The following is a 20,725-nucleotide window of genomic DNA, read 5'->3' as shown; positions in this document are numbered from 1 at the left end:
GCCTAGCGTCAGATCAGCTGCTTTAGTTTAGCCAACCCATAGGCATTCACGCTGGAGGCATCGGTGATGATACCTTCAATAATCATGGTTTCGAATTCCTTCAAGCTGACTTTCTTGGTAGTCAAACCTTCTTCTTCGTCGTCCAAATCGGTCTCAGTATGTTCCAGCCCGGTGGCTAGGAAAATGTGATAGCCCTGGCTGGAATAGCCTGTCGCTAGGTGCTGGAAGCCAACGTAAGTGAGCTGTTTGGCAACTAACCCCGTTTCTTCTCGCAGCTCACCAGCTGCCAGCTCTTTAGGGTCGGCATTTGGCTCTTCTTCCCATGAGCCTTGCGGTAATTCCAGGCAACGCTTTTCCAGCGGGTAACGGTACTGCTCGACGAGGTAGATATGCTCATCTTCGATAGGCAGGACGATAACAAAATCTGCCTTCTCGACAACACTGTAGATCCCGGTATTGCCGCTTTGGCGCTGTATTTTATCTTCCCGGACAGTCATCCATTTATTCTGGTATACAACTTTACTATCGAGAGTAGTGATTTCTTTCATGGCAGCCAAACTATCCTTTTTTGAAGAATTAATAACTTATACCAAGTTACCTCAAGGTACATAACGGTTTTATAATTTGAACTCTTGACCTGTCTATAGCTTTATAGTTTAAGGTGACGACTTCATTGCATAGGGCTTGGCCATGTATCGGATTTCAGAATTAGCAGAGCAAGTGGGGCTGTCGCGCTCCACCTTGCTGTATTACGAGAAGCTGGGCTTGATTGCCGGTAAGCGGCTCGGCAACGGTTACCGCAGCTATAGCGAGCAAGATCTCCAACGCTTAAAACTGTTGCAACAGCTACAGGCTGGCGGGTTGACGCTTAAAGAGTGCCAGGCTTGCCTTGAGGCCAAGGTTGACCGCGAGCTATTGCTAAACCGCATGCACCAGCTTGACGAAGAGATTGCCCACAAGCAACAGTCTCGGGATCTGCTGGCTGCGATGCTGGGTGAATCGGAACTGACGGCATGGCATCAGTCGTTGGAGCAGGCTGCCCCTGATGCACATTTGGAGTGGTTAATGAAGCAGGGCTTTGATGAGAAGCAAGCCCTGAGACTGAAGTGGTTATCAAAAGACATGAATACACACGAACAATACATGGCAGATTTCAATACGATCTTTGAAAGCTTGGACCGTTGGGGGCCGGGTTTAGAGGCCGAGACCATTAAAGCTTTTAACCTGCTGCCATCTGTACCCCAGGCAATCTTGGAGATCGGTTGTGGCCAGGGCATTGCAACCACGGTGTTGGCAGATCAGTCTGACGCGGTGATCACTGCGGTCGACAACCATGAAGATGCCCTTGGCAGGTTGCAAGTGCGCGCTGCTGAGGCGGGTGTCGAAGATAAAGTCGTTACTCAGTGCGCCAGCATGACCGACCTGCCATTTAGCGATAGTAGCTTTGATGTGATTTGGGCCGAGGGCTGCGCCTATATCATGGGGGTCAATAACGCTCTCAAGCAGTGGCGACGTTTGTTGAAAGACAAAGGAGTGTTGGTATTGAGCGATCTGGTTTGGCATACCGACAACCCAAGCGAGGAAAGGCAGGCTTTCTGGAATAAGGAATACCCGGACATGACTACGGTTGATGAGCGAATCAAACAGGCGGAGGCTGCAGGCTATGCCGTGCTCAAGCATTTTACCCTGAGTGACGAGGCGTGGCAGGCGTATTTCTTGCCGCTCCAAAAGCGAGTCAATGAGCTCAAAGAGAGCATGGCAGGGTCGCAGGCGATTAAAGATATCCAGACCGAATTGGATATCTACCACCAAGGCTTCGAGCAGTTTGGCTATCAGGTGTTTATTCTGCAGAAGAGATAGTTCGGATACATTCTCTTCTGCTGGCGAGAAAGGGAATATCAAAATGGCAGATTCCTGTAGATATGCAGAATGCTGCTTTTTTAGGTTATTGATTCAGTGGGCTGGGTTCGTCTCCAGCCCGACAGACATCCAGTCCCACCGGCGCTGCACTTCAAAGACTTTTTGATTGAGGATAATATCGCGCACATCGCCGACAAATTGCTGCAATAAGGAATAGGATTCGCCTTTACGGGAAATCACCACGAGTTGGCGGGTCATGCTCGGCGGGGGAAGGGGATGACAGTCGAGATGATCAAGTAAGTTGAGCTGGCGGGCAAGGAAAGTGGGGGTTGTTAGTGACCAGCCAAGCCCCTCGGCGACCATCCCCAGTACATTGTCAGCCCGGTCGAGTGAGTATTGGCTAGTGACATTGATATTGCGCCACTTCAACCAGTTGTTGGTTTGGGTACCGGTTGGGGTCCAGTTTTCATAGCCGATATAAGGCTGATTGCCAGCAAGGGTTTTGATGTCCTTTTGCGGCCAGTCTTTGGGGGTGACGATGACATACTGTTCGTTCAATAAAGGCATCATTGCCAAACCCTGTGGGACATCCTGGTTAGACATGGTAATGATGATGTCGCTCTTGCCTGCCTGTAGCGAAGCCAATAGCTCAGGTGCCGTACCTGTCACCTGATGTACATGGGCAACCTTGGGTTGCAGGTACTTAAGGATCTCGATACCGGCCAGCTGGGTGACGGAGTCTACCATCCCTAGCCGTAATCGCGGTAGCTTCCCTTTTTCAATGGAATGCATCCAGTCCTGCAATTTGCGTGATTCAAGCAGAAGCTTGCTGCCTTGCTCATAGAGTTCACGGCCGGAAATCGTCAGCTGGATTGGCCGTTTGCTGCGGTCGAGCAACTTGCTATCCAGCGCGAGCTCAAGGCTTTGGATCAGCTGGGATACCGCTGACTGGGTCTGGTTGAGTTGCTTGGCCGCTTGGCTGAATGAGCCGGATTCAACCACGGAAATGAAAGTGCGTAACTGGCGGAGATCAAAAGCAATATTATCCATAACCTGTGCATATTATAAGTTTGACTAATAGTATTCATTATATTGCCCACTGCTAGCTAAGTACCGATCGACTTCAAATTTTCCTTATCTCATCTGCAATACAATTGCCTCAGTTAACCAAATCAGTGGAATTGAGCAATGAGAAAAGAAGTCGATGTATTAGGTGAAATGATGCTGCCGGATGAAGCGTATTTCGGTATTCAAACCCAAAGAGCGGTTGAGAACTTTGCAGTTTCTGGCCGTACGGCAGCAGAAGTTCCTCACTATATTTGGTCGGTAGCAGCGCTTAAGCAGGCTGCGGCAAAGGCAAACTGCCATATCGGTGCATTAGACAAAACGATTGCTGATGCTATCGTCCAGGCTTCCCAAGAAGTGATGGATCAGAAGTTCGATGACCAGTTCCCGATCGATGTATTCCAGGGGGGCGGCGGCACCTCAACCAACATGAATGCCAATGAAGTTATCGCCAACCGCGCCAATGAAATCCTAACCGGCAGCAAGGGCTCTGATTCTGTTCACCCGAACACTCACGTCAATATGGGTCAGTCGACCAACGATGTTATTCCAGCGGCAATGAAGATGACCTGCCGAAAGAACCTGCATGCATTAATTGCCGAAGTGGCAGCGCTTGAAATCATGCTGGAAGAGAAAACCCAAGCGTTTGACCATGTGGTTAAACTGGCTCGTACCTGCCTGCAGGATGCAGTGCCAATTACCCTAGGTCAGCAGTTCAGTGGCTACCTCCACCAGGTGCGCCGTTTGCATCAGTCTTTGAAAGCCGCCAACCAGCAGACACTGGATTTGCCACTCGGTGCCACCGCTGTGGGTACTGGTTTGTCGACCCACGAAGGCTATCTCGAGCAAGTCTATATCGAGTTGCAGGCCATCACTGATGAGCCTTTTGTCGCTGAGGAAAACTTCTTTGACGGCCTGCAAAATGGCGATGCTTACCTTGAGGTTGCTGCGCAATTGAAGAAGTTGGCCGCGTTTTTATCAAAGATGGCGACAGATTTTCGTATCCAAGGCAGTGGCCCACGTGCCGGGTTCAATGAATTGCTGATCCCTGCGGTACAACCTGGCTCAAGCATTATGCCGGGTAAGATCAACCCTGTTATGCCGGAGCTTATCAACCAGATCGCCTACCAGGTTATCGGTAATGATGTTGCGATTACGATGGCTGTCGAAGGCGGCGAGCTTGATCTCAATGTTTGGGAGCCGGTGATTATCAAGTCCTTGTTCGAGTCCTGCACCTTGCTGACCAATGCTATCCCGTTGTTTGTCGAGAAATGCCTCAAAGACTTGTTACCGAATGAAGCGGTATGTCGTGAGTATGCCGAGAAGAGTACGGCCCTGGCGACGGTCATTGCCACCTTGTTCGGCTATAAGGTGGGCAGCAAAGTGGCTGTCAGGGCATTTGAGGAAAACCGTACTGTTCGCGATGTGGTGTTGGACGAGAAGCTGCTTACGCCGGAACAGGCTGATTTTCTGCTGGACCCAATGGTGATGACCGATCCGAAAGCCAGCGCTGCAGCGGTGAAGCGTTACCAGTCTGAGGTGATAGCGGAACCCAGTGCCACGTTAGAGGAAATGGCATGATGAATACGCCCTTATTGGCTCAGATCGCCCGTTGGTGCGTCAACCTCAAATGGCAGGATATTCCTAAACCGGTGGTGGAAGTTGCTCGCACTGCCTTGACGGATTATGTCGCCGTCACGATTGCCGGCAACGAGATGCCTGTTGCACAAAATATCCAGAAATTGGCAGCCTCAAGAGCACCAATGGGTCTGTGCAATCTATTTGGGACTAGCCAGACAAGTTCGGCTGCGTATGCCAGCTATGCCAACGGCGCAGCCTCCCATGCTTTGGATTTTGACGATGTTAGCTGGGCGACAATTGGTCACCCGACCGTGACGGTCGCGCCTGCTGCATTTGCTATGGCTCAGGAGCGTCAGCTAGGTGGTGAAGCGATATTGCTGGCTTATATTGCTGGTGTTGAAGCCCAGCACCAGATCGCCCGTTGGCTGATGCCAGCCTTGTCAGAGCAGGGATGGCACACCACGCCAACCATAGGCGTGTTCGGTGCGGCGGTAGCGGCAGGTATTTTGATGGGTCTTGATGAAGAGACCTTGACCCATGCCTTGGCTATTGCGGCTTCGTCGGCATCCGGCGTTCGGGGTAACTTCGGCAGCCAAACCAAAGCCATGCATGCTGGCCTTGCTGCTTTTAATGGCGTCAATGCCGCTGAATTGGCACAAATCGGTGTAACCGGGCAACCCAATGTCATCGAGGCGGCAGACGGCTTTGGCCAGTGCTTTGCGCAGCGAACAGACTTCACCCAAGCCTCCATTACCTTGGGTGAATACTGGGACTTGCTGGAAAACGGCTTGGTATTCAAGCAATACCCATGCTGCAGTGGCAGTCACCCTGCCATCGACTGTTGGGATGAGCTGCTTAAAGAGCGCCACCTTACTCCAGAAGACATTGAATTTATCCAAGTAGGCGCCAGCTTGCTCGGCCCAAGGGAACTGGTTTGCTCAAACCCGCAAATTGCCATCGAAGCCAAATTCTCTATGCAATACGCATTGGCTGCCCGCTTGATTTACGGCGCGGTAGGCGTGGCAGAGTTTGTTGATGGCAAAGTGCAGGATGAGCGCATCCAGGCATTAATGGCAAGGATCCAGATGCGGGTTGATCCAGAATTGGAAAAACTGGGCTTCATTGGCACCGCGCCAGTGAAGATCCGTATAACCCTGACTTCTGGGGAAACCATTAGCATTGCCAATGACCTTGCCAAAGGCAATCCGGAAAAGCCCCTTTCCACCCAAGATATCGAGAAGAAATTCATGGCCTGTGTAGTGCCCCAAGCCGGCGAGGGAAGAAGCCGTCAGTGGCTGGCATTACTGGCTCAATTTGAATCGGCCAGCAGTGCCGAAATTAATGAACTCCTGAAACAATAACAGGAGCGGAGGTATCCAATGATTATTATCCATGCGTGTTTACTATTAGGTGCGATTGTTCTTGCCGCCCGTCTCGGCGGGATAGGGGTAGGTTTAGCTGGGGGACTTGGGATGGCAATCGCTGTCTTTGGTCTTGGCTTGCCGCCGGGAGATATTCCGGTCTCGGTTATCCTGATCATCATGTCGGTGATCCTTGCCTTGTCTGTCATGCAGCAGGCTGGTGGTATGAGTTACATGGTCAATGTCGCCGAACGTATGCTGCGCAACCACCCGCGTCATATTAATATCCTAGCCCCTGCTACCACTTTCATCCTGACTACCTTGGCCGGTACTGGTTATACCGCTATGTCAGTGCTGAACGTTATCCAGCAAGTTGCCAAGGAAAACGGTGTACGCCCAAGCCAGCCGCTGAGCTCGGCGGTAGTGGCTTCCCAGATAGCGATTACAGCTTCTCCTATCTCGGCAGCCACGGCAGCAATGTACGTTGTGGTTGAGCAAATGGGAGTGGGCTTTGGCACCGCGTTGAGTGTCATCATGCCTGCGGCCTTGTTTGGGGTTATCGTCGCGTCTTTCATTGCCAGTCGCCAAGGCTGTGAGCTCAAGGATGACCCGATCTTCCAAGAGCGCGTTGAAAAAGGATTGGTTAACTTTACCCCTGAGCAGCAGAAGCATCAGGAACCTTCTGAAGAGGCAAAACGCTCGGTGTGGTTGTTCCTTGCTGGCGTAGTGTTCATTGTTGCCCTGCTACTATTCAAGCCATTGCTTGGCCATGATTTAGGCTCGCGCGATATCATTGTTATCGTAATGCTGCTGGTGAGCTTTGTGACGGCCATGGTATGTAAGGTACCGCTAACCTCTATCAAGAAGGCTCCTATCTTTGCCGATGGCGCTGAAAGCCTGGTGGTTATCTTGGGTATTGTATGGCTCAGTGCAACGATTATCGGCGTGCATATCCCATCGATTGAAGCGGTTGCGGGTGGTGTGCTTGAGCAATATCCAGCGCTATTGGCTGTGGTGTTCTTCGGGACTTCAGCACTGCTGTTTAGCCAAGGGGCAACCAGTGCGCTGCTTATCCCAATCGCGGCATCGCTCAATGTGGATCCTGCCACTATTCTGGCAAGCTTTGTCGCAGTGAGTGCGCTGTACATGACTAATATCTACCCAACAACAGCATTTGCGATCGCCACCGATGACACAGGTTCCTTCTTGAGCCGCCGCTGGAATGGTTGCTACATCGTCAACCACCCGTTCTTCCTTCCGGGTATGTTGGGCATTGCCGCAGCGGTACCATTTGGTTTTGTGCTGGCGAATATCTTTGTCTAATGAAGTAGGTTTTGACTACAACCCCTAAGTAAAAAGCCCCAGCAATATTATTGCTGGGGCTTTTTCTGTATTCATTGTCTCGTTCTAAAATAGCTTGATGGATATCGGCCATCAAGATTTAGTCAGGTGCAACCAGATTCGATTAGCTCTCGTTGCCAAAGTTGTAGTGGATGAAGCAAGCGGCTCCAGAGATAAGAGTTGCGAGTGAAAAAATAACAAATCCCATACGTTTCTCCCTTCAGGCTCATAAGTCTAAATAACTTCAAAACATGACTTATCAGTACCACGGGTGATGAAGTGGAAACATCATTTTTAATAGATTCTTCATCAATGATTCGCCCTCGCTCACAGATCACGATATTTTACACTAATCTTAATGGCTAAATCTGGCGTTTAGTGGCGGTTTATTTCAATTAATAGGAAGGCGATGAATAATAATCGTGGTTTTTGCATGCGAAATACTGCAATTGAGTTGCCCGTCTCTCTCAGGTAAGCTCCTTCGCCTTATCAATATTATTAAAAAACAAACAGCTACGTGGTGAAGAGAAAATGAGTGATCGATATGCAAAGGGGAAGGACAAGCTCAATGAGCTTGATCCCAATGCTGTAGAGGCAATGACGGAATAGTTCGCGGATATCTGCCCAGATCTTGCCAGGTACACTATAGAATACCCGTTTGGTGATGTGCTCCAGCGGGAAGAGCTAGATTTCAAAACCCGGGAGTTAGCGACCATTGCTGCGTTAACCGCGATGGGCAATTGCCAGCCCCAGCTTAAAGGGCACATCAAAGGCGCGCTCAATATTGGCTGCACGCAAAAGGAGATCACCGAGATTATCTTGCAGATGTCGGTTTATGCCGGCTTTCCAGCCGCGATCAACGGTATGAACACCGCCAAGGAAGTGTTTGAAGAACAGCTAAATATTTGACTGATGTTTCCTCACACTTTGGTCGCTTCATTAAAGGTTTAGCCCCTAATCAGTGATATAAATTTTTACTGTATTGATTTCAATATTGTGGGGGCTTTATGTATAAGCAGCTTACGGAAGAGAACCGCTTGCAAATTTGGGCGCTGAGGAAAGAAGGAAAAAACCAGTCCCAGATCTCAAAGATACTTAATATCCACCGCTCTACGGTTAGCCGTGAGCTTGCCCGGAATTCTGGCCCCTACGGTTATGAGCCGCAATTGGCGAATAAAATGGCCCGATACCGCAAACAATTCCACCAGCAAGTCGCCGAGAAGCAATACGAGGAACTGCTTGGCAAACTCCACCAGATGGGTTTAAACAGCGAAGAGTGCCAACGATTTATCCTCCACTACCATCCTGAATTGGACATGGAACAACTCAATCAACTACTCGCAGCATACGACAAGAGCCAATTAATGCCGAAAATGGGATAGAACTCTCATGTTGCACTTGCCCTTTTCACTATCCCTATGAGGGGGAAAATGCCGCTGTTGCACTTGCTAGATAATCCGAGTCAAAGCTGGGCATTTTCATTGCTGGTGATGTTGCACTTGCCTGCGCCTTCAATGAGGTTTCAACTGTTGCACTTGCTTATATGAAATCCTTACTGGTGTTTAAGTGGTTGTTTTATCTGGATTTTGTTGGGGGTGTTTATATTGATGGATATCACATTATTTCACCCATGGCCTCCCTATAGTTGATTTGTCCGATGGTTAAACGCCATCAATCAATGGAGGTTAAGATGAAAAAATTCAATCATGTCGGGATCCCATCGCCTGTTGAGCACCCCGGCGAATCTTTTAATCCTGATATTAGCCTGTATACAACCGATTTTGAAAAGAGTGAAAACCGTATCGAATGGTTGCGCTTTTTGGAAGACAGCCCGTTGCCAGACGTGCTGAAAAACACCCCTCATGTGGCTTATGAGGTCGATGATCTTGATAAAGCTATTGAAGGCAAGGAAGTCTTGCTTGAGCCATTTAGCCCGAACGAATCCCTGCGTGTCGCCTTTATTATGGAAGACGAAGCGCCCGTTGAATTAATGCAGTATTGCTGACATCACGCCAAGTAAAGGATATCGACTATGAAGAAGTTTATTAATCACCCTGAAAATATCACTTCTGAGTTGCTACAAGGATTTGCATTAAGTTTCCCTGAGCATGTGCGGGTGGTACAGAACAAGATTGTGACCCGTGCAGTACCTAAAGACCAAGACAAAGTGGCGATAGTTACCCTAGGTGGTGCTGGTCATGAACCTGCGTTGAGTGGTTTTGTCGGCGAAGGGATGTTGGACTTTTCGGTAGTTGGCGACATTTTTGCCGCCCCCGGCGCACCAAAAGTCTTCGAAGCGCTGAAATTAGCGAACCGGCCAGCAGGTGTGCTCTTTGTCGTACTGAACCATGAAGGGGATGTGATGGCTGCCAATATGGCAATGGAGATGGCCAAGCGCGAAAATATCAACGTCAAAATGCTGCTGACCCATGAAGATATCAGTGCTGGGCTTAAGACAGATATCAAAGACAGGCGTGGGCTAGTCGGGTGTGTACCTGTGTACAAGATTGCCGGTGCAGCCGCTGAGGCTGGGCTGCCTTTGGATGAAGTCTATCGCATTGCCAATGAGTTTAACCAGAATATGGCCACCTTGGCTGTTGCAATGAGTAATGCGACCCATCCGCAGTCAGGTATGGCGATTGGTGATCTGCCAGAAGATGAGATGGAAATCGGTATGGGCCAGCATGGTGAAGGTGGCGGTGGACGGATGAAGATCTGCTCGGCAGATGAAACAGCCAGTATCATGCTGGATCAGCTCTGCGCGGCGGTCGCTGCCAAGCCGGGTGATGAGTTGATGCTGCTGATCAACGGTACCGGGGCAACCACCTTGATGGAAATGTTTATCGTCAGCCGTGCGTGCCATATCCACCTGCAAGAAAAGGGAATTGCCGTAAGCCGTAGTAAAGTGGATGAGCTGCTCACTGTGCAGGAAATGGCAGGTTTCCAAATGTGTATCGGCAAATTTAACCAAGAAATCCTCTCCTATTGGGACAAGCCATGTAATACCCCCTACTGGTGCCAGTTCTAGGCCAGCATTGGTGTTGTGCCAGGCCTGTTACCTGGCACAACAAGGCCTGGCACTTCCTATAACGATAACCAGACATGTACCGCAAGGTGCAGGGGATCTTTTGGCCTGAAAAAGGTGATAAAGATGAAAACATTAAACCAGAAAGTATTTATTAGCATGTTGCTGGCGGCAGCAAAGGAAATACGTGCATCGGTACCGTTGCTAAATGATTTGGATGGCCAGACGGGGGATGGTGATCATGGCACGACCATGATGCGGGTCTCCCAGTGCATTGATAACAAGCTAAAAAATAGCAGCGGGCAAGACTGGCAAAAAGCCATCGATGAAATGGGCTGGGCGATCATGAGCCAGGATGGTGGGTCAGCAGGCATGTTGATCGGCAACCTGTTCTGCGGGCTTGCAACAGGTCTTGTGGAGCCAGAGCTGACACCTAAGCAGACTGCGGCGGCATTCAGGCATGGCTTGGATAAGCTTGCTTATTTTAGCGGCGCAAAAGCGGGCGATAAAACCATGCTTGATGCGCTTATCCCTGCGGTTGAAGCGATGGAGCAACTGGCTGTCGATTCAGAGGATATTGATGCCCTGTTCCTGAGCGCAGCAAAGGCATCGCAAAGCGGGGCTGAGAATACCAAGGCGATGAAACCGGCCAGGGGGCGGGCGAAGAATATGGGAGAGAAAGCCATTGGGTTTGTTGATCCGGGGGCAACCAGTATGTCGATCCTGTTCAATTCTTTTTCTAATCACATAAATGCCACCAATAAGGAAGAGTGTTATGGCTGACAAAGATGGAATGGTATTGGCGAAAGACTATGGCTTAGGCCGCCCTGCCGTGGCAGAGGCATTCCATGTCAAAGGCATGGACCATGTCGACTGGGGGATGAAAGACAGGTTGAGCCGTATATTTCACCCTGAGACGGGCAAAACAGTGATGCTGGCCTTTGACCATGGTTACATCATGGGGGCTACTGCAGGGTTGGAGCGCTTGGATCTTTCTATCAACCCACTGGCACCGTATGCCGATGCGTTGATGGCGACACGGGGGGCAATGAGGAGCTGTATTGCTCCCAATCACAATAAACCTGTGATCCTAAGGGCGACGGCTGGGAGCACAGTGCTCAAAGACGATCTGAGTTGGGAAGTCTCTGGCGTCGATATTGACGATGCGATACGGATCAACGCCTCATGCCTTGCAGTACAGGCATTTGTCGGGGCTGATGGAGAGTGCCGCAGCCTGGAAAATATTGTCCGTACTGTCGATAAAGGCGCGCGCTACGGGATCCCGACTCTGGGGGTGACGGCCGTAGGCAAGGAGATGGAACGTACAACGCGTTACTTCATGCTGGCGACTCGGGTATTGGCTGAGCTCGGTACCCATATCGTCAAAACCTACTACTGTGATGAGTTTGACAAAGTAACGGCGGCTTGCCCGGTTCCCATCGTCGTCGCGGGAGGCAAGAAAACGTCTGAAATAGATGCCCTGACCTTAACCTACAAAGCGATACAGGATGGTGCTGCCGGGGTGGATATGGGACGCAATGTGTTCCAGTCCGATTGCCCGGTTGGCATGCTAAGGGCGATCAGCGCCATTGTCCATGATGGGCTGACACCGCCGCAGGGGTTTGATTTATACCAATCAATGAAAAGCCAGTTGGCATAAGGAGTATGCATCATGAGCTGGAGTAAATTTATTGTTATTCCTATTTTGGTAGCAGCGTTGGCATTTACCATTCAGGCGCTCGACCAGGTGATGGCAGGGCTAATGCCCGTGGCCGACAATGCAGGTTTTGGCTGGATAGCCTTTATATCTTGGGCGATGTATTTCATGGCCGGTTGTAATGTTGAAGGCGGAAAGAAAGTCTTCTGTAATTATGTGGCAGGTATCGTGGCCTCGGTGGCGATTATGCTGTTGGGCGGAGCGCTGGGCGGGCTGGGGTTCTTTGCTTTCCCTATCGCGGTCTTTGTCGTGGTCATCCCGTGTATTTGCCTCGAACGTATCCCGCCGTTTGATTTTGTGCCTGCGTTGTTTGTCGGCGCCGGAGTTTTCTTTGGCTTTATGTCTTATGTGCCGGGCGCAACCTTTGCTACGGCGACAGTCACAGAGCTGGTATATTGCGTGGTCGGCCTTGGCTATGGCTGGATGACGGTGACACTGCGCGGGAAATACGAGGCTTCATTGCCAGATCCTAAAAATCATGCGCCTAAAGAGGACGCCTCTGTAGAGCATCCATCGACGTGAATGGGCACAATTGATTGAATGAATAAGGCCACCTCTTGCTGTTTGCCAGCATGAGGTGGCCATGCTGTCATTAGTGTAGGAAGCGATTGTGGGTAAGTTAAGAATGGTCAGATTACTGCTTTTCAGGATACTGCTATTCAGAATATCGCTATATAGTGTGCTGGTGACTCTTAACAATACGAATTTGGTTTTGCTGAACGAAAGTAATTCGTTTAGAGGAAATGACATTGGTACTTGGGTCAAAAGTTACTTCTTCGGCGGAAAAGTTTTGCCCGTCCAAATTTCCGAATACTTTTTCCAGGTAAAGAGTGCCGCTTTGATAGTAGGCAAACTGGAAATTAAACATATGTTCTCCCACTTTCAATGCGCCATGTTGATATGAGAGTAATGCCCGAGATGTTTCTTTAATGGAGTTGCCTTTGAGGACGTCAGAGCCCATTTCTTTTATCTCTTTCTGGGCAGTTATTTGGTAGTGCAGAATAGAAATTGACTCTGAGATGGGCTTGTAGACATTCAGGGTTAGCCCACGCACAGTGAAGCTACCATCGATAGCAAAAGCTACCGATGGTAGGAGACAGATAAAGAAGATTATCTGTTTCAACACAGCTTAGTCATCCTGCTCGTCAAAGCATGAAAGCTTGGTTTTGCCATCACTGGCCGTGCCGCACCAAATAACGTCTTCAGCACCTTGTGTCGGTTGAAGGATGATATCGTAATCAGCGTCAACAACGGTGGCGAAGATGGTTGTATGGGTGTATCTCATTCCGTCATTATCACCTGGTTCAACTGATTGATAAGATGCGATGTAGTGAACTCTGTTGTAATCCACCCACTCATTCCCATATTCATCGGATACGAGGTAATCTTCGCTATGGAAACATTTTGGCTCGTCGAAAATATTTGACCACGCTTGGTCATATTTAGCAGAAGGCAGAAGCGAATTATCACAAGCGTAATCGTTAAATGAGATATTAAAGTCGTTGCGGTCTAGCCCGATATTTACATCATAGAAAGCATGTAAGTTGATATAAAAATTGTCTTCCCCGTCCGTGTAATGGTACGAGCCAGCCGTTGCTGAGTCAGTGCTTAGGTGTTTTTCAATCTTATCAAGCTCAGCTTTAACTTCTTTCACTTCGTCGTCATCGAAGCCAAAGTCCTCGAAGTTAATCAGTGAGGCAATATCAATGGCATGGGTCAGTGCCGATTTTGCTGTTGCCAAAAATTTAGCATCGTTCCTCAATGAAAAAACGCTTGAGTTCACCAGATGATCAATAGGGTCTGATTCTGAGAGTGAGAACTCCGCGTCGATGGTGTAATCGAGCTCCTCATAAGTTCTAGACTCTTCATAATAGTTGTCGTCATAGGTTACTACTTCCTTAACCACTGGCACTAAATAGCTTTTCTCCTGCGGAATAAGGTATTCGTCGCTACCTAGGTCATAAGCGGCTAGGGTACTGATGATATTGGCAGCCGACAGCGCACTCAGGCGCATTGCCAACGCATCTTGATACGATAGGTTTTCAACATCATCGCCATCGGTATTGCGATAGGTAAACGTAAAGTCTGGTCCCGGGAAGGCAGAGCCCATAGCCTCGCTTGCAGCCATTAAACGTTGTGCGGCGCTGAACAAAACCGCTGAAACATCATCGGTTGTACCAAGAACCTGATTAGAGAAAATTAACTCAGCTTCGTGGTTGATCGTCGCATCAATCGCTTTGGGTAACATGCTGGAATAGTTGAAAATCGTACCAGTGATTTCAACACGCTCTGAGACTTCGGGCATGTTGAGCACTTCAGCAATTTCAATGATTGCCAGTAGTGCCTGCTGGTGGTAGCCATTACTGCCGTCACTTTGTTCTAGAAGCTGGCGGTAATCGGCGAGTTTGTTTTCAAAATTTACCTTGGTCAGGTCGCTCGACAGCAAACGCTCGATGTCAGTGATCACATCGGCAACGGCTGGGCTGTGGTAATACTGCAATAAGTCTTTTTCTGCTTCAGCAGGTGACTTGATAGGTGCAGCGTTTGGTGTATTGGCAATATCTTCTTCAACGGTAGAGCCGTCATTGTACTCAATCTTTGCAACCGCTGAGGTGAAGGCAGTGTCTTCTAGAGACAAGATATTCGTAGGGATGGTTGAGCCATTGACCTTGGAGGAGTCCAAACCATTGCTAGGATCATGGTCACTGTCCACAGACTGCAGCAAAGCAGAAACTTTTGCCGCGTGGGAAGTCGCCTGTGTCTGGCTGACGGTTTTAGCCGAAGGTGAATTATCAACTAACTGGAAACTGCTGATGAGCTTATTTTGCTCGGACACAGGCAGGTTGGTTGAACCAAGTGGGAAGCCATCGATGGAAAATGCGCAATTTGCAGAGCCTTTAAACAAGAACTCACCGTCTTCGTTCGTCGCGCCTTTTTGGTTATTTTCGCACTGGTAATCCAGCCCTTCTACTGCGCTTACATCAACGAATTTCGCGATAAAAGTATTGGGATCAGTAGGTTGTGGTGTGTTTTTTTCTGAGTTGTCACTGTCGCTGCCACAACCCACCAATGAAAGGTTGGCAGTGACCAATAGAGCTAATAATTTTTTGTTCATGTTATAAATCTTTATATAGTATGGTCGCCTATAAAATAACAAAAAACATAGCGTACTGTAAAATGGTTTGTTTGATGTTTGAGCAGCTATTTAAGTGCTTTTAATGTAAGCGACAGAAAGATAAAGGTTATTTTTTATTGGTATTGGTATTGGTATTGGTGTTGTTTGGCATGGCAAGGAGGCGATGGGCAGCAGCAATCAGATGAAGGCCAGCAGAGAGATGCTGGCCTTTGTGTTTGGGGGGTAACCCTGAGTTTGAGCTTAATTCTTTTTTTGGGTTAATCCTGCGCAGGTAACAACACAAAATTACCGACATGTTTCTTCTCGAGAAACTCCTGCTGGGCGGTGGCAATCTCTTCGAGTGGGAAGGTTTTGGCCAGAAGCGATTGAATTTCGCCTCTTTCTATGTAACCGACTAGGTTCGGGAATACTGGGGCATCCCAAGCGGTAGTGCCGATAAGGGTGATGTCCTTGAGGTACATGTCCCGCATGTCTAAGTCGACCACAGGGCCAGCAATGGCTCCGGATGATACCAATCGACCGCCGCGTTTTAGCACTTTTAGCATGGTCGGAAATTGCTTGCCGGCAACATTGTCGACCACTAAATCGACACTGTTTTCGCCAACTAGGCTTATCAAGTCATCATTGCGGTCCAGCAGTTGGTCGACGCCTAGTCCTTCAAGCTGCGGGTGCTTATCACTGCTGGCAATAGCGATGACTTTCGCACCGCGTCGTTTGGCTAGTTGGATAGCGGCAGAGCCTACCCCTCCAGATGCACCGGCGATCAGCACGGTTTCTCCTGCCGTTAAGTTAGCGCGGTGGAGCATGTTCTCTGCCGTGCCATAGGCGCAAGGGATTGTCGCCAGCTCAGCATCGCTCCAATCACTATTAATGGCAAAGGCATGTTCAGCTTTGACCTTGATATATTGGGCAAAGGCGCCGTCGAAGTCCGATCCCAGCCAGACATTGTCAAAACCCTCTCCCCTTTGGCATGGACGAAGGATCACGCGCTTACCGACTAGGTGCTGGCTGCCATTATCGGCTGATACGACGGTGCCGCAGCAGTCAGTACCTTGGATCAGTGGGAAAGGGGTTGATTCATTCCATCCGCCATCACTCTTCTGCTCCTGATCAGCAGAGGCCTCACCTGACGTGTCGTTGGTTGAGTCGGTGACGGAAGATGAATACCAGCCGAGGCGGGTGTTGATTTCGGTATTGTTCATGCCGGCGGCATGGATTTTTACCAGTACCTCGCCATTGCCTGGGGTGGGTAGCGGCACATCTTTATAAACCAGCTGCTCATAGCCGCCTTGTCCAACAGTAACAACGGCTTTCATCCATTTAGGTTCCATGTGCTTTTGCTCCTAGCAATAACTCTCAATGTTCTGGCGGATAATCTATCTGAGTTGAATACTTTGTACATATATATTTTATTTATATGCGAACAGGGAGTAAGGTCGGTTTTTTGCTCTATCATCATAATAAATAGATGTTTTTACAGCGTGATTGGTAAAAGCTGATCTACGGCGCTGTTTCACCGCGCGGGTTGGGCTAAGTTGGATAAGTAAGATCTGTTTCTTCGCCTTGTGGGTTTAGCCTTAAGGAGGACGGGCTATGGTTCAATCTTTGGGCGTAAAATTACCTTTTGCCATTTCCAAGGAGCGGTTTGGCGGCCTGCTCTTGATCGCATCCTGCCTATTGGCCTTTGCTTGGGCAACACTTCACTTACCGTCATATACTGCATTTAAACAATTTCCTCTCACAGAAAGTGTTTCCTGGCAGCTTTTTGTCAATGACTTTCTGATGGTGTTCTTCTTCTTGATGGTCGGACTCGAATTAAGTAATGAGGCAAAGAGTGGGGCATTTAGTACGCTTCGAGCGATTTTGTTGCCATTTGCCTCGGCATGCATGGGATTTCTTTGCCCTGCGGTGATTTACTTGTTCTTAGTCGGTGGTGTTTCCTCACCACTAGCGAATGGTTGGGCTATTGTTACCGCAACAGATATTGCACTGGCACTTGGGTTACTTTCATTGTGCAGCCGAGTACCTGTAAGCCTTAAAATGTTCTTGCTTGCCGTGGCTATCTTTGACGATGTGCTGGCGATTATCACCATTGCTTTGTTTTATACCGCTACCGTCGAGATGGTTTTTGTAGGGGTGTCTTTATTGATAACTACGGTGATATTCACGCTGGCCTACCGCCAGGTCAAAAGTGCGCTCTTGTATGTGGTGTTGGGTGCTGCCTTGTGGTTTGCACTACTGCAAGCCGGTATCCACCCGGTGCTTGCGGGCGTGGTTATTGGGATAGCCCTCAGCCAGAGCGGGTGTGCGATTGACCATAAAACAGAGTCTATTTTGCAATGGGCAGTCACCTTGCTGGTGTTGCCTTTATTTGCACTGTCAAATGCAGGGGTATCGCTCGCTGATGCGTTCAGTTCTGCCGGGTTTATCGAGCCCATTGCGGCCTATGTGGCCATTGCGATGCTGGTCGGTAAGCCTCTCGGTGTATTTGGCACTGTGTGGTTAGGTGTTAGATTCAAGCTGTTTGAAATGCCGGAAGCAACCAATATGCTGATGGTCTTTGCTATGTCGGTTTTTTGCAGTATTGGCTTAACGCTGTCTTTGTTTATTGGTGAGCTGTCTGGTTTGGAGAGCGGCCATTATAAACTGGGTATCGTGCTGGCGGCCTTAATAGCGAGTCTCTTAGGCCTGGTGATAATGGCTTTTGCAACCAGGCAGGGCAAGGAGGTTATTAATACAGGGGGTATTAATAAGAGAGGTTGAGAATTGAACTTTCCTAGTGAGGTTGAATGTTTATGAGCAGGGGAGGTGTGCCTCACCCTGCTTTTGTTGTTTTTGTATGAAGTTGTTTTTTATGAATTAGTGCAGGAACTCGTACCGTAATGTTTACTGCATCAAGCTCTTGGACTTAATCGCCTTTTTCGACAGCTCTTTGGCGAACTCGGCAATATCGGTTTCAATAGTCCGCACTGCCTGCTGCATCTCATCCATATCGATATTTTTGATTTCCCGCTGCTCCATCACGATATCACCGTTGACGATAGTTGTGCTGACGTTGCTTGGGTTAGCCTGGTACACCAAGGTCGCGTACGGGTTGTAATTTGGCATCATGTTCGGCGATTGGGTTTCGACAATGATGATATCGGCCTTCTTGCCAACTTCCAACGAGCCGATTTGCTCTTCCATGTGTAGTGCCCTTGCCCCACCGATGGTGGACAGCTCAATCACTTGTTCAGGGATCATGATGGTGCGGTCGTTATGCTTGAGGCGCTGCATATTGGCGGTGTAGCTTAAGGTACGCCATAGATCGACTTGGTTTGAGCTCATTGGCCCGTCGGTGCCTAGCCCCAAACGCAGCCCTTGGCGGTACATTTCCCAGGCAGGGGCAATACCGGTTGCTCCTTTGGCGTTGGCCATTGGGTTGTGCGCCACGCTGGCATCTGCTTCTTTGATAAGATCAATGTCGTTCTGGTCAAGGTGGATACCGTGGGCCAGTACCATGCGGTTATCAAGTACGCCAATTTCCTTCAGCCAAGCGACAGGGCTAAGCTTCTGGTCATTACCTTCGATACGCTCGGCTTCATTGCCAAACTCGGCAACGTGGATCAATACCGGCGCATCAAGCTTGGCTGACAGGCGGTTGATTTCCTGCAGCTTCTCTTTCGACACGGTATAGACCGCATGAGGCGCGAAGGCCGGGGTGATCAGCGGATCATTCTGGTATTGCTCGATAAACTGGGTGGCATACTCAATACCGCCGTATGGCTCCGGTGCATCAACCACCGGGAACTTAATCACGGTTTCACCGAGTACCGCACGCAGGCCGACTTCCTTGGTTGCTCGGGCCATATCATCAACGTGGTAATACATGTCAGCATAGGTGGTGACACCGCTTTGGGCTAAATCAACAGCACCCAGCTTGGTTGCCTGGTAAATCAAATCGCGGCTGAGCTTTTCTTTTTCCAGCGGGAAGAAGTAGGCAAACAGGCGGTTCTCGATTCCCTCTTCGCCCAAGCCGCGGAACGCGATCATCGGCAGGTGGTTATGAGTATTGATCATGCCCGGCATCACAATGCCATCCTCGGCATCAATGACTTTGGGAGCCTGATAGCGGCTAAGTAGGCTTTCGTCACCTACTGCCACAATGGTGTCATTTTCAATGACGATCACGCCATTATCAATCACGTCTTTATCATTGTTGATAGTTAGCACTTGGCCATTGGTGATGATCAGGCTGGCATTGTACTGAGGTTCGACTTGAGGCTGGAAAGCGGTAGAACACCCAGCAAGTAGAAAGGTGGTTGTGATGATGGATATTTTAGTTTTCATTATGCTCTGCGGACTATTGAGAGAAAGGCGTATGCATTCTAGGTATCATTATTCCGCTTGGCAATCGTTTGCTTGGTGGTGTTCGTATCAACTTCACGGAAAAGGTGCTAGGGGACACTCTGGCTAATCCAATTCGCTCTGTACTGCGTATACTCTGTATCGAATTGGAGAACAGATGATGCTGACTATTTTTTACGATGGTGCCTGCCCGCTGTGCGCGAAAGAAATGGATGCCCTCAAACGCCATGATTCGAACAACGCTATTCAGCTTGAAGATATCCATCAGGACGATTTCGCTGAGCGCTTTCCTGGTGTTGATCCTGACGCGGCGATGAAGATCCTCCATGGGGAGCTGGACGGCAAGCCATTATACGGCCTGGATGTGACGTATTACGCTTGGAGCTTGGTCGGTAAAGCATGGCGAGTTGCGTTTCTGCGCTGGTGGTGGGTCAAACCTTTTGCCGACAGGGCTTACCTGTTCTTTGCCAAACACCGGCAGAAAATTTCTAGGCTGTTTGTCCGTCGCTCCCGTTGTGATAACAACTCTTGTTATAAATGACCGTTTTAAAAAGGAAAACCTCCCTTTGCCTCCTTGCTAGTGCGCGCCGAAGTCGAACTCAGCGCCATCCAAGCTTAGGCATTTTGGGTTGTAGGTCATGGTATCCAGTGCCTGCCTGGGAATGATCGCCATCGTGCCGTCGGTGTAGGTTATCTCTACCGAATCGATGGTGGCGCAGGCGATACTTGTCGAGCTAGAAGCCCCTTGTGTCCAGAGGTGGTTCCACAATGGATGTGTCCCCCCTCCCGGTTTCAACGTTTGGTTGAAGTGAAGGGTTTTTAAACCGCTATTCTTGCCACCTAGAGTACCACCTTGCTCCTCAGTTGGTGCACCATCTTGTTTGCGGCCTTCGACTAACGCCCCTTGCTGGTCATAGGCGCTGACATGGAAAGTCATTGACTGGATTCCTCTCGGTGAGCTGTTGCGCAGGTAAACCCGAAAGCCTGTTTCCCCCAAACTATTAGTAGTTGTGGTGCCGTAATGGGTAATGGCTAGTAGCTTCTGCGGGTCGGCCTCGGCGGCCAACTCAAACTGGTTTCTCATTTCGCAGCCGGAAAGGAGCAATACCGCAAGGCTTATGCCAAAGGGTTTCCCAAGGTTGCACGAGGGGAGTTTCGTTGAAAAGGCAGATGGCATGAGGTTTAGATGTTAAGAAAATCGGACTGGCAATATAGCAATAACCCCACTTGAATCAATCCCAATAAAAAAACAGGCTTACCTCTCGGTAAGCCTGTTTGTCATCCAAATGTGG

Annotated in this window: 19 protein-coding genes and 1 pseudogene; 13 read left to right on the top strand and 7 right to left on the bottom strand. The window is 49.3% G+C overall.

What is annotated here, in order from left to right; translation table 11 throughout:
- Positions 1–8: 8 nt before the first annotated feature.
- Positions 9–548, bottom strand: a complete 540-nt coding sequence (locus ACXAGQ_RS22130) for an NUDIX domain-containing protein (protein WP_475256820.1) — start codon at positions 546–548, stop codon at positions 9–11.
- A 142-nt stretch (positions 549–690) separates the two neighbouring features.
- Here ACXAGQ_RS22130 and ACXAGQ_RS22125 point away from each other — a divergent pair, with 142 nt between their 5' ends.
- On the top strand, positions 691–1,860 hold the full coding sequence (locus ACXAGQ_RS22125; RefSeq protein ID WP_475256818.1) for a MerR family transcriptional regulator: 1,170 nt from the start codon (positions 691–693) through the stop codon (positions 1,858–1,860).
- Between the two features lie 93 nt (positions 1,861–1,953).
- On the opposite strand, the gene ACXAGQ_RS22120 is transcribed toward ACXAGQ_RS22125, so the two are convergent.
- The gene (locus tag ACXAGQ_RS22120) at positions 1,954–2,910 is read right to left on the bottom strand and encodes a LysR family transcriptional regulator (protein ID WP_475256816.1); all 957 of its coding nucleotides are present in this window, start codon (positions 2,908–2,910) and stop codon (positions 1,954–1,956) included.
- A 138-nt stretch (positions 2,911–3,048) separates the two neighbouring features.
- Here ACXAGQ_RS22120 and ACXAGQ_RS22115 point away from each other — a divergent pair, with 138 nt between their 5' ends.
- The 10 genes and pseudogenes from ACXAGQ_RS22115 (at position 3,049) to ACXAGQ_RS22070 (ending at position 12,472) form a co-directional block, all read left to right on the top strand.
- Entirely contained in the window at positions 3,049–4,506 is a 1,458-nt protein-coding gene (locus ACXAGQ_RS22115; protein WP_475256815.1) for an aspartate ammonia-lyase, read from the top strand.
- Positions 4,503–5,867: an MmgE/PrpD family protein gene (locus tag ACXAGQ_RS22110; protein WP_475256814.1), complete on the top strand. Its 1,365-nt coding sequence runs from the start codon at positions 4,503–4,505 to the stop codon at positions 5,865–5,867. The genes ACXAGQ_RS22115 and ACXAGQ_RS22110 overlap by 4 nt, the downstream gene beginning before the upstream one ends.
- 18 nt (positions 5,868–5,885) lie before the next feature.
- A complete protein-coding gene (locus ACXAGQ_RS22105; protein ID WP_475256812.1) occupies positions 5,886–7,190 on the top strand; it encodes an anaerobic C4-dicarboxylate transporter in 1,305 nt (434 codons plus the stop codon).
- A gap of 549 nt (positions 7,191–7,739) precedes the next feature.
- Positions 7,740–8,117 (top strand): annotated as a pseudogene (locus tag ACXAGQ_RS22100) (carboxymuconolactone decarboxylase family protein).
- Between the two features lie 98 nt (positions 8,118–8,215).
- Entirely contained in the window at positions 8,216–8,590 is a 375-nt protein-coding gene (locus tag ACXAGQ_RS22095) for a helix-turn-helix domain-containing protein (RefSeq protein WP_475256811.1), read from the top strand.
- 308 nt (positions 8,591–8,898) lie between these two features.
- Positions 8,899–9,213 (top strand): VOC family protein, encoded by a 315-nt coding sequence (locus ACXAGQ_RS22090; protein ID WP_475256810.1) that lies wholly within the window; start codon positions 8,899–8,901, stop codon positions 9,211–9,213.
- 27 nt (positions 9,214–9,240) lie between these two features.
- Positions 9,241–10,236, top strand: a complete 996-nt coding sequence (locus ACXAGQ_RS22085; RefSeq protein ID WP_475256809.1) for a dihydroxyacetone kinase subunit DhaK — start codon at positions 9,241–9,243, stop codon at positions 10,234–10,236.
- A gap of 123 nt (positions 10,237–10,359) precedes the next feature.
- On the top strand, positions 10,360–11,016 hold the full coding sequence (locus ACXAGQ_RS22080) for a DAK2 domain-containing protein (RefSeq protein ID WP_475256808.1): 657 nt from the start codon (positions 10,360–10,362) through the stop codon (positions 11,014–11,016).
- Positions 11,009–11,893 (top strand): 3-hydroxy-5-phosphonooxypentane-2,4-dione thiolase, encoded by an 885-nt coding sequence (lsrF, locus tag ACXAGQ_RS22075; RefSeq protein ID WP_475256807.1) that lies wholly within the window; start codon positions 11,009–11,011, stop codon positions 11,891–11,893. The genes ACXAGQ_RS22080 and lsrF overlap by 8 nt, the downstream gene beginning before the upstream one ends.
- Before the next feature lie 12 nt (positions 11,894–11,905).
- Positions 11,906–12,472 (top strand): DUF1097 domain-containing protein, encoded by a 567-nt coding sequence (locus tag ACXAGQ_RS22070; protein ID WP_475256805.1) that lies wholly within the window; start codon positions 11,906–11,908, stop codon positions 12,470–12,472.
- A 148-nt stretch (positions 12,473–12,620) separates the two neighbouring features.
- Here ACXAGQ_RS22070 and ACXAGQ_RS22065 read toward each other — a convergent pair whose 3' ends face one another.
- From ACXAGQ_RS22065 to ACXAGQ_RS22055, 3 genes are all read right to left on the bottom strand, one after another.
- The gene (locus ACXAGQ_RS22065; RefSeq protein WP_475256803.1) at positions 12,621–13,076 is read right to left on the bottom strand and encodes a hypothetical protein; all 456 of its coding nucleotides are present in this window, start codon (positions 13,074–13,076) and stop codon (positions 12,621–12,623) included.
- Between the two features lie 3 nt (positions 13,077–13,079).
- Positions 13,080–15,065 carry a hypothetical protein gene (locus ACXAGQ_RS22060; protein ID WP_475256802.1) on the bottom strand — a complete coding sequence of 662 codons (1,986 nt, stop codon included), beginning with the start codon at positions 15,063–15,065 and terminating at the stop codon, positions 13,080–13,082.
- Between the two features lie 278 nt (positions 15,066–15,343).
- Positions 15,344–16,417 (bottom strand): alcohol dehydrogenase family protein, encoded by a 1,074-nt coding sequence (locus ACXAGQ_RS22055; protein ID WP_475256800.1) that lies wholly within the window; start codon positions 16,415–16,417, stop codon positions 15,344–15,346.
- Between the two features lie 262 nt (positions 16,418–16,679).
- Here ACXAGQ_RS22055 and ACXAGQ_RS22050 point away from each other — a divergent pair, with 262 nt between their 5' ends.
- The gene (locus ACXAGQ_RS22050) at positions 16,680–17,849 is read left to right on the top strand and encodes a Na+/H+ antiporter NhaA (RefSeq protein ID WP_475256799.1); all 1,170 of its coding nucleotides are present in this window, start codon (positions 16,680–16,682) and stop codon (positions 17,847–17,849) included.
- 123 nt (positions 17,850–17,972) lie between these two features.
- On the opposite strand, the gene ACXAGQ_RS22045 is transcribed toward ACXAGQ_RS22050, so the two are convergent.
- Positions 17,973–19,415 (bottom strand): amidohydrolase, encoded by a 1,443-nt coding sequence (locus ACXAGQ_RS22045; RefSeq protein WP_475256797.1) that lies wholly within the window; start codon positions 19,413–19,415, stop codon positions 17,973–17,975.
- A gap of 175 nt (positions 19,416–19,590) precedes the next feature.
- Here ACXAGQ_RS22045 and ACXAGQ_RS22040 point away from each other — a divergent pair, with 175 nt between their 5' ends.
- Positions 19,591–19,974, top strand: coding sequence for a thiol-disulfide oxidoreductase DCC family protein (locus tag ACXAGQ_RS22040; protein ID WP_475256796.1), 384 nt, complete (start codon positions 19,591–19,593; stop codon positions 19,972–19,974).
- A gap of 36 nt (positions 19,975–20,010) precedes the next feature.
- On the opposite strand, the gene ACXAGQ_RS22035 is transcribed toward ACXAGQ_RS22040, so the two are convergent.
- Positions 20,011–20,517: a hypothetical protein gene (locus tag ACXAGQ_RS22035; RefSeq protein WP_475256795.1), complete on the bottom strand. Its 507-nt coding sequence runs from the start codon at positions 20,515–20,517 to the stop codon at positions 20,011–20,013.
- Positions 20,518–20,725 lie beyond the last annotated feature (208 nt).

It is taken from the genome of Photobacterium sp. ABD4_091 (assembly GCF_056160145.1).
Note: the sequence above shows the minus strand (reverse complement) of the source record. Positions and strands in the feature narration are given on the sequence as shown.

Coding starts and splice junctions, on each gene's coding strand:
- ACXAGQ_RS22110 (WP_475256814.1), top strand. CDS start 4,503: ATGATGAATACGCCCTTATTGGCTCAGATCGCCCGTTGGTGCGTCAAC.
- ACXAGQ_RS22050 (WP_475256799.1), top strand. CDS start 16,680: ATGGTTCAATCTTTGGGCGTAAAATTACCTTTTGCCATTTCCAAGGAG.
- ACXAGQ_RS22125 (WP_475256818.1), top strand. CDS start 691: ATGTATCGGATTTCAGAATTAGCAGAGCAAGTGGGGCTGTCGCGCTCC.
- ACXAGQ_RS22085 (WP_475256809.1), top strand. CDS start 9,241: ATGAAGAAGTTTATTAATCACCCTGAAAATATCACTTCTGAGTTGCTA.
- ACXAGQ_RS22060 (WP_475256802.1), bottom strand. CDS start 15,065: ATGAACAAAAAATTATTAGCTCTATTGGTCACTGCCAACCTTTCATTG.
- ACXAGQ_RS22045 (WP_475256797.1), bottom strand. CDS start 19,415: ATGAAAACTAAAATATCCATCATCACAACCACCTTTCTACTTGCTGGG.
- ACXAGQ_RS22095 (WP_475256811.1), top strand. CDS start 8,216: ATGTATAAGCAGCTTACGGAAGAGAACCGCTTGCAAATTTGGGCGCTG.
- ACXAGQ_RS22040 (WP_475256796.1), top strand. CDS start 19,591: ATGATGCTGACTATTTTTTACGATGGTGCCTGCCCGCTGTGCGCGAAA.
- ACXAGQ_RS22035 (WP_475256795.1), bottom strand. CDS start 20,517: ATGAGAAACCAGTTTGAGTTGGCCGCCGAGGCCGACCCGCAGAAGCTA.
- ACXAGQ_RS22120 (WP_475256816.1), bottom strand. CDS start 2,910: ATGGATAATATTGCTTTTGATCTCCGCCAGTTACGCACTTTCATTTCC.
- ACXAGQ_RS22070 (WP_475256805.1), top strand. CDS start 11,906: ATGAGCTGGAGTAAATTTATTGTTATTCCTATTTTGGTAGCAGCGTTG.
- ACXAGQ_RS22115 (WP_475256815.1), top strand. CDS start 3,049: ATGAGAAAAGAAGTCGATGTATTAGGTGAAATGATGCTGCCGGATGAA.
- ACXAGQ_RS22105 (WP_475256812.1), top strand. CDS start 5,886: ATGATTATTATCCATGCGTGTTTACTATTAGGTGCGATTGTTCTTGCC.
- ACXAGQ_RS22090 (WP_475256810.1), top strand. CDS start 8,899: ATGAAAAAATTCAATCATGTCGGGATCCCATCGCCTGTTGAGCACCCC.
- ACXAGQ_RS22080 (WP_475256808.1), top strand. CDS start 10,360: ATGAAAACATTAAACCAGAAAGTATTTATTAGCATGTTGCTGGCGGCA.
- lsrF (WP_475256807.1), top strand. CDS start 11,009: ATGGCTGACAAAGATGGAATGGTATTGGCGAAAGACTATGGCTTAGGC.
- ACXAGQ_RS22130 (WP_475256820.1), bottom strand. CDS start 548: ATGAAAGAAATCACTACTCTCGATAGTAAAGTTGTATACCAGAATAAA.
- ACXAGQ_RS22055 (WP_475256800.1), bottom strand. CDS start 16,417: ATGGAACCTAAATGGATGAAAGCCGTTGTTACTGTTGGACAAGGCGGC.